General features: G+C 66.3%; 10 protein-coding genes. 6 read left to right on the forward strand and 4 right to left on the reverse strand.

What is annotated here, in order from left to right; genetic code table 11:
• Positions 1-3 precede the first annotated feature (3 nt).
• The 3 genes from C8J44_RS14605 to msrA all read left to right on the forward strand — a co-directional run bounded on the left by C8J44_RS14605 (position 4) and on the right by msrA (position 2287).
• The gene (locus tag C8J44_RS14605; RefSeq protein ID WP_121905087.1) at positions 4-1203 is read left to right on the forward strand and encodes a pyridoxal phosphate-dependent aminotransferase; all 1200 of its coding nucleotides are present in this window, start codon (positions 4-6) and stop codon (positions 1201-1203) included.
• Positions 1204-1414: 211 nt separating this feature from the next.
• Positions 1415-1564, forward strand: a complete 150-nt coding sequence (locus tag C8J44_RS18520) for a hypothetical protein (protein WP_167397741.1) — start codon at positions 1415-1417, stop codon at positions 1562-1564.
• Between the two features lie 63 nt (positions 1565-1627).
• Positions 1628-2287 carry a peptide-methionine (S)-S-oxide reductase MsrA gene (msrA, locus tag C8J44_RS14610; protein ID WP_121905088.1) on the forward strand — a complete coding sequence of 220 codons (660 nt, stop codon included), beginning with the start codon at positions 1628-1630 and terminating at the stop codon, positions 2285-2287.
• A gap of 156 nt (positions 2288-2443) precedes the next feature.
• Here the strand turns inward: msrA and pdeM are convergent, their stop codons facing one another.
• A complete protein-coding gene (gene pdeM / locus C8J44_RS14615; protein WP_121905089.1) occupies positions 2444-3106 on the reverse strand; it encodes a ligase-associated DNA damage response endonuclease PdeM in 663 nt (220 codons plus the stop codon).
• A gap of 124 nt (positions 3107-3230) precedes the next feature.
• Between pdeM and C8J44_RS14620 the strand changes: the two genes are divergently transcribed.
• Positions 3231-5204 carry a potassium transporter Kup gene (locus C8J44_RS14620; RefSeq protein ID WP_121905090.1) on the forward strand — a complete coding sequence of 658 codons (1974 nt, stop codon included), beginning with the start codon at positions 3231-3233 and terminating at the stop codon, positions 5202-5204.
• A 199-nt stretch (positions 5205-5403) separates the two neighbouring features.
• Here C8J44_RS14620 and C8J44_RS14625 read toward each other — a convergent pair whose 3' ends face one another.
• The 3 genes from C8J44_RS14625 to C8J44_RS14635 all read right to left on the reverse strand — a co-directional run bounded on the left by C8J44_RS14625 (position 5404) and on the right by C8J44_RS14635 (position 10475).
• Positions 5404-6801 (reverse strand): M20/M25/M40 family metallo-hydrolase, encoded by a 1398-nt coding sequence (locus C8J44_RS14625; protein WP_121905476.1) that lies wholly within the window; start codon positions 6799-6801, stop codon positions 5404-5406.
• Positions 6802-6860: 59 nt separating this feature from the next.
• Entirely contained in the window at positions 6861-7685 is an 825-nt protein-coding gene (locus C8J44_RS14630; RefSeq protein ID WP_259466880.1) for a retroviral-like aspartic protease family protein, read from the reverse strand.
• Positions 7686-8051: 366 nt separating this feature from the next.
• Entirely contained in the window at positions 8052-10475 is a 2424-nt protein-coding gene (locus C8J44_RS14635; RefSeq protein ID WP_121905477.1) for a ligase-associated DNA damage response DEXH box helicase, read from the reverse strand.
• A 92-nt stretch (positions 10476-10567) separates the two neighbouring features.
• Between C8J44_RS14635 and C8J44_RS14640 the strand changes: the two genes are divergently transcribed.
• Both C8J44_RS14640 and C8J44_RS14645 read left to right on the forward strand, forming a co-directional pair.
• The gene (locus tag C8J44_RS14640; protein ID WP_121905092.1) at positions 10568-11173 is read left to right on the forward strand and encodes a hypothetical protein; all 606 of its coding nucleotides are present in this window, start codon (positions 10568-10570) and stop codon (positions 11171-11173) included.
• A 246-nt stretch (positions 11174-11419) separates the two neighbouring features.
• Positions 11420-12418: a ligase-associated DNA damage response exonuclease gene (locus tag C8J44_RS14645; RefSeq protein WP_121905093.1), complete on the forward strand. Its 999-nt coding sequence runs from the start codon at positions 11420-11422 to the stop codon at positions 12416-12418.
• Positions 12419-12694 lie beyond the last annotated feature (276 nt).

Genomic DNA, 12694 nt, shown 5'->3' on the forward strand with positions numbered 1-12694 from the left:
ACCATGCACGCATCCGCCGCGCTCGGCCGCATCAGCCCCTCGCCGACGCTCGCAATCACCTCGCGCGTTCTCGAACTGAAGCGCGCAGGCGTCGACGTGATCGGCCTGGGTGCGGGCGAACCCGATTTCGACACGCCGGACTTCGTGAAAGAAGCCGCGATCCAGGCGATCCGCGACGGCAAGACCAAATACACCAACGTCGACGGCACGATCGAGCTGAAGCAGGCGATCGTCGCCAAGTTCGCACGCGACAACAACCTCACCTACACCACCGATCAGATCAGCGTGAACGTCGGCGGCAAGCACACCCTGTTCAACGCGATGGTCGCGACGATCGATCCGGGCGACGAGGTCGTCATCCCCGCGCCGTACTGGGTCAGCTATCCCGACGTCGTGCAGTTCGCCGGCGGCGTGCCGGTGATCGTCAAGGCGGGTCCCGAGGTCGGCTACAAGCTCGATCCCGCCGCGCTCGATGCCGCGATCACGCCGAAGACCAAGTGGGTGATCCTCAACTCGCCGTCGAACCCGACCGGCGCCGGCTACACGATCGACGAGCTGAAGGCGCTCGGCGCGGTGCTGGCGAAGCATCCGCACGTGTGGATCTTCGCCGACGATATGTACGAGCACATCGTCTATGACGGCTTCAAGTTCGCGACGATCGCCGAGGCGTGCCCCGAGCTGTTCGAGCGCACGCTGACCGTCAACGGCTGCTCGAAGGCCTATGCGATGACCGGCTGGCGGATCGGTTACGGCGCCGGCGCGTCGTGGCTGATCAAGGCGATGGCCAAGCTCCAGTCGCAGTCGACCTCGAACCCGTGCTCGATCGCGCAGGCCGCCGCTGTCGCCGCCCTCAACGGCGACCAGTCCTTCCTCGCCGAGCGCAACACCGCGTTCCAGGGCCGTCGCGATCTGGTCGTGTCGATGCTCAACGAGATCGACGGCATGCACTGCCCGACACCGGAGGGTGCGTTCTACGTCTATCCGTCGTTCGCCGAACTGATCGGCAAGACGACGCCGAACGGCCGCCTGATCGACACCGACGAGGCGATGGTCGGCTATCTGCTCGACGACGCCAAGGTGGCGGTGGTGCAGGGCGCCGCGTTCGGCCTCTCGCCGGCGTTCCGGATCAGCTACGCAACGTCCGATGCGCTGCTCCGCGAAGCCTGCACGCGTATCCAGACGGCCTGCGCCGCGCTGAAATAAACGCCGGCAACATTCGAGACACGCGGCGACATCTCCCGGCAACGCTGTCCGGCGATGCCTGCTGCACGATGAACGCGTCGGCCACGGCGCGTTAATCGAGAGTTTCTAAAAACGACATTGTGGTTGGCCGGCATCTCTACGACATGCCGGTCCGTAACTGACGCTGACCTATCCGGTCGGCGCCATCGCTGGGTTTCATTGGGATCGCATCATGCGCAGCATCGTAAAGTCGAGTTTCTTCTGGCAGTTCAGTGGCGGTTTCGTCCTCGGCGCTATCGGCTTGCTCGCCCTCCAGCCCGCCGAAGCCCGCCAGACGTTCGCCAGCCATTTCGAGCACAGCGCCTCCGCCACCGCGCGATAACTGCCACCTGGTAACTGCGGCGACGGCCTAGCGAAGCGCAAGCGCAACCCCATGTATCAAAACATGAAAAAGCCGCTTCTCGCCACGCTCGCCGCCATCGGTATCGCCGGTGCGTTTATCGCCACCGGCACCGCGCAAGGCGCACGCGCCGTCGTCATCCCCGCAGTCAAGACCGACCTGCCCGCGGCACCCGGCCTGCAGACCGCGGTACTTGCAGGCGGCTGCTTCTGGACGATGGAAGCGGTGTTCGAGCATGTGAAGGGCGTGAAGGCGGTCACGACCGGCTATGCCGGCGGCACCAAGGCGACCGCGACCTACGATCAGGTCTCCGCCGAGACGACTCGGCATGCCGAAGCGATCAAGATCGCCTACGACCCCCGCGTCGTGAGCTACGGCACGCTGCTCCGCGTCTATTTCTCGATCGCGCATGATCCGACGACGTTGAACCGCCAGGGCCCGGACAGCGGCACCAGCTATCGCTCGGCGATCTTCCCGCAGTCACCGGCACAAGCACAAGTCGCCCGCGCGTACATCGCGCAGCTTGGGGCGACGCATGCGTTCTCCGGGCCGATCGTGACGAAACTAGAGACCGGGACGTTCTATCCGGCCGAGGCGTATCACCAGAATTTCTACGATCGCAACCCGACACATCCGTACGTCGTGATGTGGGACAAGCCGAAGGTAGCTGCCTTCCGTGCGGCGTTCCCGACGATTTCGAGCTGAGGGCGACCTTCTCCGGACTGCCACCACCCCGGCGAAGGCCGGGGCCCAATTGGAAAGGTCAAAGTAACGGCGGACGAACCTCCGTTATACGCCGCCCGCAATTGGACCCCGGCCTCCGCCGGGGTAGTGGTTTACCTACTTGCGCGGCGACGAGCGTCAGGCAGCAACCGGAAACCGCAGCATCCGGTCCGCCACCGGCACCATAGCCTCTGCGCCGACGCCCACAGCCCGAACGATCTCCGGATGGTCCACGTCCAGCCCTCCGGTCAGCGATCCAAACGCCGGTAAGATGAGCTTAGTGGTCGTCGCCACGAAACACCGCCGCGCAACCGATTTCCCCCGTACCCTTAGCCGAAGCTTGGGATGGAAATGCCCCGACAGTTCCGGCCGCGTTTCCGCCCGGTCGGCTTCATGCCGCAGTACCAGCCCGTCGACGACCGCCTCGTCGACGACCTCTCCGCCACACCGATCGAGGATCGCCGGATCGTGATTGCCCGTGATCCACGTCCAGCGTGTGCCGTCGGTCATAGCCCGCAACATGTCCTGCGCGCGCTGCGGCAGCCGCTCGCACCCGTCGCTGTCGTGGAAGCTGTCACCGAGGCACCAGACTTCGCGCGCGCCCGTTGCGGCGACCAGCGCATTGAGATCGGCCAGCGTCGCGATCGAATCATAGGGCGGCAGCATCTGGCCGCGCTTGGCGAACCAGCTCGCCTTCTCGAAATGCAGGTCGGCGACCAGCAGCGCACGCCGCTCCGGCCAGAACAGCGCGCCTTGTGGCAACGCCAGAAGCGCATGTCCGCCGAACGAAAAGGGAACCATTTCCTCGCAATGCCGGTGCACGCCCGGTGAATCAACCCGCCATCGCCCCGAACCGGCGGGACTTGCGCATGCCCCCAATCGGCGTAAAGCGCGCCGTCCCCTCAGGAGGAGCGCTCTTCGCGCCATGACGTCCGTCGCCGGAACACCCCAAACTGCCGCTGTACCGGAAACGCCTGGCGATCTGTCGGCGGCGCATCTGCATCCGCACCCCGCACTCGCCGCCTTGACCGTCGGCGCGATCGGCGTGGTGTTCGGCGATATCGGCACCAGCCCGCTCTATGCGTTCCGCGAGGCGCTCGGCCAGACGTCCGCGGGCGGCATCGATCCGAGCGAAATCCTCGGCGTGCTGAGCCTCGCGCTCTGGTCGTTGTTCCTCGTCGTCACGGTGAAATACGTCATCTTCCTGATGCGAGCCGACAATCAGGGCGAGGGCGGCGTGCTGGCGCTCGCCGCGCTCGCCCGGCGTGCGCTCGGCATGCGGTCGCGGATCGCGATCGTGCTCGGCGCGGCGGGCGCGTCGCTGTTCTACGGCGATGCGATCATCACGCCCGCCTTGTCGGTGCTCTCCGCGATGGAGGGCCTGCGGACGATCCCCAGCGCTGCGCACATCTTCAACGAAGGCGTCGTCCGCGCGCTGACGATCGCCATCCTGATCGCGCTGTTCCTGATCCAGTCGCGCGGCACGGCGCAGGTATCGAAGCTGTTCGGCCCGGTCTGCATCCTCTGGTTCGTCGCGATCGGTGCGCTCGGCATCTGGCACATTGCCGACGAGCCCTCGATCGTCCGCGTGTTCCTGCCGACCTACGGCATTTCGTTCCTCGCGACGCACGGCGTGACCGGGCTGTTCGTGCTCGGCGCGGTGTTTCTGACCGTCACCGGCGCCGAAGCGCTGACCGCTGACATGGGCCATTTCGGCAGGCTGCCGATTCGAATCGGCTGGTTCTTCCTCGTCTTCCCGGCGCTCGCGCTCAACTATCTGGGGCAGGGCGCGTTCGCGTTGTCGCGGCTCGAGGATGCAGCGGCGCGCGGCGTACCGTTCGTCAATCAGGACTGGTTCTTCCTGATGGCGCCCGAATCGCTGCGAGCGCCGCTCATCATCCTCGCCGGCTTCGCGACCGTGATCGCCAGCCAGGCGGTGATCACGGGCGCATTCTCGCTGACGCAGCAGGCGATCCAGCTCGGCCTGCTGCCGCGGCTGCGCATCCGCCAGACCTCCGCCGTGTTTGCCGGCCAGATCTATCTGCCCGCGATCAACTGGCTGTTGCTGATCGGCGTGCTGGTGCTGGTGATTCAGTTCAAGACGTCGTCGGCGATGGCGGCCGCGTACGGCATCGCGGTCACCGGCACGATGGTGGTCACCACCTTGCTCGCGTACATCGTCGTCCGCCACCGTTGGAACTGGTCGCGGCCGTTGGCGCTGGCGGCGATCCTGCCATTCCTGACGCTTGACCTGATCTTCTTCGGCGCGAACATCCTGCGCGTGATCGAGGGCGGTTGGGTGCCGCTCGTCATCGCCGCCGCGATCGGACTGATCATCTTCACCTGGGTGCGCGGCAAGAAGATCGTCAGCGCGTTCGAGAAGCGCCAGAGCATCCCGCTCAGCGATCTCGCCTCGGCACTGGAAAAGCGCCCGCCCGAGCGCGTGTCGGGGACGGCCGTGTTCCTGACCGGCAACCCGCACGCGACGCCGGGCGCGCTGCTGCACAATCTGAAGCACAACAAGGTGCTCCACGAGCGCAACCTGATCGTCAGCATCCGCACCGCGGACCGGCCGTTCGTCGAGGAGTCCGCGCGCGCGAAGGTGGAACGCGTCGACGAGAATTTCTCGATCGTCGTGCTGACCTACGGCTTCATGGAATCCCCCGATGTGCCGCGCGACCTGGGGATCGGGACCAAGACCGAGCAGCTCGGGCTGGACCCGATGCGCACCTCGTTCTTCATCGGTCGCAACACGCTGAAACCCGATGCGGAAAAGGGCATGCCGCCCTGGCAGGACCGGATTTTCATGTTCCTGCAACGCAACGCCAGCGACCCCACCGACTTCCTGAAGATCCCGCCGGGCAAGGTGCTCGAGCTAGGCGAACAGGTCACAGTGTAAGCCGAGAGCGGGGCAGACGGTTTCCGGGGGAGAATCGCGTGCTCCCTCGCCCCTCCGGGGAGAGGGAAGGGGCCCGCGGCGCTTGCGGTGGGAAGGGAGAGGGGCGTTGGGATGCACGGTCTCGAGCCTCACGCCCCTCTCCCTTCCGTCGCCTGCGGCTCCTCCCTCCCTCGCCCCGAAGGGGCGAAGGAAAAGACGTTCACCCAGCAAACGCTTTCACGAGGTCGAAGAGGTAGTCTCGGCCGTCATACAGGGAATTCACACGAATTCGCTCGTTGAGGCCGTGGATGCCGCCCATGTCCTTGTCGATGAAGACGCCCGGCGCGCCGTAGACCGGGATCCCGATCGCCTCGAAGAAAATGCCGTCCGTCGCGCCGGTCGACATCAGCGGCAGGATCGGGATGCCCGGAAAGTGCTTCGCGGCGACCTTGGTCACTGGTCCCATGATTTTCGGATCGAGCGTCGGCGGGATCGCGGTCGGCCGCACCGGCTGGTTCGCCGTCACCGTCACCTTGGCCCCCGCCAGTTCCTTGAGCTTGGCGAGCGTGCCCTCGACCGTCTCGCCCGGAAAGATCCGGCAGTTGATGTTCGCGGTCGCGCGCTGCGGCAACGCATTCTCGGCATGCCCCGCACTTAGCAACGTCGCCACGCACGTCGTGCGCAACGTGGAGTGCATCGCCTTGTCGCGGCTGACGATCGCATCCGCCGTCTTGTCCTCGGGGTTTGCGAGCAGCTTCGTGATCGCATCTCCCATCTCGCCCGGCATCGCCTTCGCACTCGCCGCGAAGAACGCCTTGGTGGTGTCGGTCAACTTCACCGGGAACTCGTAGCCCTGCACCGCCTTCACCGCGTCGGCGAGCTCATAGATCGCGTTCTCGGGAATTGGCTGCGAGCTGTGCCCGCCTGGGTTGGTCGCAAGGAACGTGTAGTTCTGCGCAGCCTTCTCGCCGACCTGGATCGCCAGCAGCTGGCGCTTGCCGTTGTCGTCGATCCGCCCGCCGCCGCCCTCGTTCAGCGCGAACTCGGCCGCGATCAGGTCGGGTTTCGACTTCGCCAGATACTGCGCGCCGTTCCACGCGAAGGTCGTCTCCTCGCCGCAGGTCAGCGCGAGCTTGATCGTCCGCTTCGGCTTGTAGCCGCTCGTCTTGAAGCGGATCATCGCGTCGGACCAGATCGCCGCCTGTGCCTTGTCGTCGACGGTGCCGCGCGCGTAATAATAGCCGCCTTCCTCGATCAGCTTGAACGGATCGCGCACCCAATCCTCGCGCTTGGCCTCGACCACGTCGAGATGGGCGAGCAGCAGCATCGGCTTGATCGACGCGTCCGACCCCTTCAGCACCGCGACCAGCCCGCCGTCCTTGGGATGCTCGGGCACCGAGAAATAGGTTATGTCGGCATCGGCATAGCCCGCCGTCTTCAGACGCGCGCCGATCTGCGCCGCCGCCTGCGTGCAGCTGCCGGCGGACAGCGTCGTGTTGGTCTCGACCAGTTCCTTGTAGAGCCCGAGGAACGCCTTCTGGTCAGGGCGCGACTGCGCCTGTGCGGTGACGGGTGTGGTCAGAATCGCCGCCGTGAGTAGCCAACCAGTCGCGCGCATCGTCTTCCCCTTTTTCGTTTGCGGACGAAGAGTTGCAGCGAACGCACGCGGACGCAACCTCAGCGGCGCTGCTCTCCGCGACGACGCGTATCGCGCGGTAGCGTGAGCCGCACCTCGCGGTTAGCGAAGTCGATGTCGACGCGCCGAAACAATTGCAGCACGTCCATCCCCAGCAGCATCGCGGGCCGCTCGGCGAGGCCGAACAGCCGGAACGGCGGCGCGTCGACTGCAGTGAACGCCACGGGCAGGTCGCCGAGCGTGAGGCTGCCGATCGTCACGCGATCGATCGTCGTGTACTCCGCCATCACCGTCTCGCCGGTGACCCCGGTCAGCGATACCGGTTGCGACGCGCCCGCGCTGCCCAGTCCCTTGCGCGTCACCCGCCGACGGAGCGCGCCATTGGCCATGCTGATCGACGTACCGGTGTCGAGGATCACGCGGATGCGGATGCCGTTGCAATAGGCGTCGGTGACGACGAGCTGCCCGAACAGGCTGCGCGCCCGGATGACGATCTCATCGGGGGCGGCGCGGTCGCGATCGCGGCGTTTGCGCGAGGGCGTGACGGTCATCGTCTTGGTGTCGAAGTCGATCGTCACGGCATGATCTTGCAATGTGTCGATCCCGAGCAGCCCCCGTGCGCCGAGGTTGATCGCGCTGATCGCCGGCGCCTCGATCGCCTTGCTGCCGATGACGCTCACCTTGAGCGAGGGGATCATGACAGTGCCGATGCTGTCCGAGCCGGTCATGCCGGTCACGCGGACGACGCGGCCAGGCGCAAGCCCGAGCGTGGCCGCAAGTTCGCGCGCAATCACGGTACGCTGCGCGCCGGTATCGACGATGAAGGGGAAGGGGCCTGCGCCGGCGATCGTGACGGGCACCGTCATGCGGGTCTGGTCATCACCGAACAGGAGCGTGGCGGGGTCGGGGTCTGTTGCGGATGCTGCACTGGGCAGGGGTGCAGCATTGGGGCGTGGCAGGGCGGCGTCCTGGGCGTTGGCCTGGGCGGCGATTGCTAGCAGTAGAGGGGCTAGCCATCTGCGCATAATGCAAATGCTGCGCCTGATTTTGCGCGCGTGCAACTATAGTTGTTCGGGAAGAAAGCCCCCGCACAAACGCTGAAACCCCGGCAAAGGCCGGGGCCCAATTGGGGGACGTTGCTAATGGAGGGCAGCGCTTCGTTACGGCCACCTTTCCAATTGGCCCCCGGCCTTCGCCGGGGCGGTGCTTTCAACGTGGGGCAGCGCTACGACTCAATCCGGCCGCATCGCGTCGGCGATCATCGCTTCCGCCTCGATCAGCAGCGCGTCGTCCGAGCTGTTCGTGGCCACCTTCTCGCGCCCGATCAGCGTCAGGACCGGCACGGCGAGCGGGGTCACGCGCTCCAGATCGACATGCACCATCGTCGCCGCGGCACGATCGAGCAGCGACGCGAGCCGCCCGACATCGGTCATTCGCGCGCGCGCATCCGCCCACGCCGCCTCCAGCAGCAGATGCGTCGGCTCGTACTTTCGCAGCACGTCGTAGATCAGGTCGGTCGAGAACGTCACCTGCTTGCCGGTCTTGCGCTTGCCCGGATGCTGGCGCTCGACCAGCCCGCCGATCACCGCGACCTCGCGAAACGCGCGCTTCAACAGATGCGATTGCTGCACCCATTCGACGAACTCGTGCTCGAGAATATCCGCCGAGAACAGCGACGCCGGATCGACGATCTTCTCCAGCCCGTACACCGCCAGCGCATAGTCATTGGCGACGAAGCCGAGCGGTTTCAGTCCCTGCGTCTCCATCCGCCGCGTGATCAGCATGCCGAGCGACTGGTGCGCGTTCCACCCCTCGAAACTGTACGCGACCATGTAATGCCGCCCCTCGCGCGGGAACGTCTCGACCAGCAGCTGGCCGGGCTCGGGCATCACCGATCGATACGCCTGCATCTCCAGCCATTCGCGGACGTCGTCGGGAAAGCGCGCCCAGTCGCCGGGCTGCGCGAGGAACCCGCGGACGCGGTCGGCGAGGTTGGTCGACAGCGGCATCCGGCTGCCCCCGTAAGTCGGAATCCGCGCGGGCTTCGACGTCGCGCGCACGACCAGATCCTCGAGGTCGATCTTCATCACCTCAAGGCTCAGCCCCGCGAAGAAGAACGTGTCGCCATGGCTCAACTGCGCCGCGAACGCCTCCTCGACGCGGCCCAGCACGCGGCCATTGCCAAACCGCACGTTGAGCATCGTCGCCTCGACGATAATCCCCGCGTTCAGACGGTGCTGGCCGATGAATTTGGGGTGGCTGACACGCCACGTCCCGTCCGCATCCTTCGTCAGCCGCTTGAACCGGTCGTAAGCCTTCAGCGAATAGCCGCCGTCGCTGATGAAGTGCAGCACGCGCTCGAACGTCTCGGTCGGCAGCGCGGAATAGGGGAGGGCGGAGCGGATCTCATCGAGCAGATCCGCCTCGCGGAACGGCGCCGCGCATGCGCACGCCATCACGTGTTGCGCCAGCACGTCGAGCGCGCCGACACGGAAGATGTCCGCATCGAGTTCCCACGCCTCGACCGCGTCGAGCGCCGCGCGCGCCTCGAGATATTCGAAGCGGTTGCCCGGCACGACGATCGCCTGAGACGATTCGTCGAGCCGGTGGTTGGCGCGACCGATCCGCTGCAGCAGCCGCGACGACCCTTTCGGAGCGCCCATCTGGATCACGCAATCGACGTTGCCCCAGTCGACCCCGAGGTCGAGGCTCGACGTCGCGACCAGCGCGCGCAGTTTGCCCTCGGCCATCGCATTCTCGACCTTTCGACGCGCCTCCTTGGCCAGGCTGCCGTGATGGACGCCGATCGGGAGATTGCCCGAATTCACCTTCCACAGATCCTGGAAGATTAGCTCGGCGAGGCTGCGCGTGTTGCAGAACACGATCGAGGTCTCGTGCGCTTCGATCTCCGCCATCACCTGCGCGGCGGCATAGCGGCCCGAATGCCCCGACCACGGCACGCGACCCTCGGGCAGCAGGATCGCGATGTTGGGCTCCGCACCCGCCTCGCCGCGGACCATCGCGACCTGATCGATATCGCCGTCGGGCGCGAGCCACGCGCGATAGCCGTCGGCATCCGCGACCGTTGCCGACAGCGCAACGCGGCGCATCCCCGGCGAAATCTTCTGGAGTCGCGCCATGCAGAGGGAGAGCAGGTCGCCCCGCTTGCCGGTCGCGAAGGCGTGGACCTCGTCGACGACGATCGTGCGGAGGTTTTCGAACATCGTGATGCTGTCGGGATAGCTCAGCAGGAGCGACAGCGATTCCGGGGTCGTCAGCAGGATTTGCGGCGGCTTGATCCGTTGTCGCGCCTTGCGGTCGGAGGGCGTGTCGCCGGTGCGCGTCTCGACGCGGATGTCGACGCCCATCTCGTCGATCGGCGTCAGCAGGTTGCGCTGCACGTCGACCGCGAGCGCCTTCAACGGCGAGACGTAGAGCGTGTGGAGACCCGTCGTCGGCGCCTCGATCAACTCGGCGAGCGTTGGCAGGAACCCGGCGAGCGTCTTCCCCGCGCCAGTTGCCGCGACCAGCAGGGCATGATGCCCCGCGCGGCCTTCCGCCAGCATTTCCAGCTGATGCCGCCGCGGCCGCCAACCCCTCGCGACAAACCAGTTTTCCAAGGGGGAGGGGAGGTCGCTCACGGCCTGTTCACGCATTAGCGTCATATGGGGGCGTCGCGCCGCACCGCTATGGACCGCGTGCGCGATGGCCGCCATTTCGGCCAAAGCTCTGTTGTGAAAGACGATCGGTGTCGCTTTTTCGTTATCTCCTGCCCCTGCCGTTGCTCGCACTCCTGCCGTTCGCCAATGCCACCGCCGCCGACAAGTCGTTCGTCGGGGGCGGCGGCATCGTCCGATTGTCCTACGCCTCCAGCCTGACGCCGACGCGCAATTTCGCCGGCCGCGCGCTGATGAACCGCGGCTGGCGCCAGATGTGGGACGGCGCGCCGGTCGGTCGCGGCGTCGGCATCGTCCGTTTCTGGGAGGTCGCCCGGCCGACCAACGGCCAGGGGCAAGTAACCGAGCTGATCCAGGTCGGCTTCAGTCGGAGTGCCGACGTGGTCGCGACGTGCGGCACCGCGGGACTGGTCTCGGGGAGCGCCAGGCGCCTGCCGAACCGGATGCTCGGCGGCCACCGCTGGACGGTCTATACCAACGGCGACGCCGGCATGAGCCAGCAGGTGAACGCGACCAACTGGCGCAGCGTCATCAACGGCGCCTGCTACGCGATCGACCGCGTCACGTACGCCGTGAAGGCGGCCGCCCCGGCCAGCCGCAACGCGCCGACCCAGGCTGTCGCGGCGGCGCGGATGGATGCGATCCTGGCGACGATCAAGGTCGGCGGGCGGCGGTAATCGATCCTCCCCCGCCAGGGGGAGGATCGTTTGGGCTTGGGATTTGCACCTGAAAGTCTGATCCACCCTTCACTCCGTCATTCCCGCGGAGGCGGGAACCCATAATGGCTGGCCAAGCGGAAAGACTGCAGGCGCGCGTCTGGATTCCCGCCTGCGCGGGGATGACGGCTTAGCATGTACGTCGAATAGAGCGGCCGTTCGGTGCTACCAACGGCACCGCATCCTGGCGTCACGCGTTACCTGATCATGGCAAAACTCGGCGACTGGCTCGAACCGCATCCGCACGGCATCCTCGTCAAGCCGATCGACGCCTGGATCGACCCCTCGATCCCGACCGCCAAGGCGCTCGTCACGCACGGCCACGCCGATCACGCGCGCGGTGGTCACGAGGCGGTCTGGGCGACGCCGGAGACGCTCGCAATCATGGATGCGCGCTACGGCCCGCAAGCCGGCAACCCGGTCGCGTACGGCGAGACGATCCGCATGGGAGAAGTCGACATCGGCTTCGTCCCCGCCGGCCACGTCCTCGGCTCCGCGCAGATCGTGCTCGATTACCGCGGCGAACGGATCGTCGTCTCGGGCGACTACAAGCGCCGTGCGGACCCGACCTGCACGCCGTTCGAACCCGTCAAATGCGACGTCTTCATCACCGAAGCCACGTTCGGCCTGCCGGTGTTCCGCCACCCGGACACCGGCGACGAGATCGACAAGCTGATCGCCGCGCTGCACGCCAATCCCGATCGCTGCGTCGTCGTCGGCGCCTATGCGCTCGGCAAGGCACAACGCGTGATCGCCGAACTGCGCGAGCGTGGCCACGAGGCGCCGATCTACATTCACGGCGCGCTGCAAAAGCTGTGCGACCTGTATGCGGAACACGGCGTCAGGCTCGGCGAACTGCTCCCGGTGGCCGACGCGAAGAAGGCGGACATGGCCGGGCACGTCGTGATGTGCCCGCCCGGCGCGCTCAACGATCGCTGGTCGCGGCGGCTGCCCGACCCGATCACCGCGATGGCGAGCGGCTGGATGCGCGTTCGAGGCCGTGCGCGACAGAAGAACGTCGAACTCCCGCTGATCCTGAGCGATCACGCCGATTGGGACGAGCTCATCGCCACGCTCACCGAGATCGCGCCCCGCGAGGTATGGGTCACGCACGGCCGCGAGGACGCGCTGGTCCACTGGTGCATGACCCGCCAGATCAAGGCCCGCGCGCTGGCTCTGGTCGGCTTCGAAGACGAGGACGATTGATCCACGCTAAGCCTGTCCTGAGTTTCGCCGAAGGGGCGCGAAGGCGCCAAGAAGAGCTTTTGCGCGCAGAGGCGCAGAGGACGCGGAGATAGTGACAGAGAGTCGAATTTCGTACTTTCGTCAGCGGTCGTTATCTTGAGTTGGCCATATCGGTGAAGGTCTCGCAAACGCGAGACGGCGGTCCAGTCCACAACCCTCCGCGCTCTCTGCGCCTCTGCGCGAACCAATCTTCTACTCTTAAAGCCCCTTCGTCGAAGCTCAGGGCAGGCTTGCGTG

Source organism: Sphingomonas sp. PP-CE-3A-406 (genome assembly GCF_003688625.1).
In the GTDB taxonomy this organism is placed as follows: Bacteria; Pseudomonadota; Alphaproteobacteria; order Sphingomonadales; family Sphingomonadaceae; genus Sphingomonas.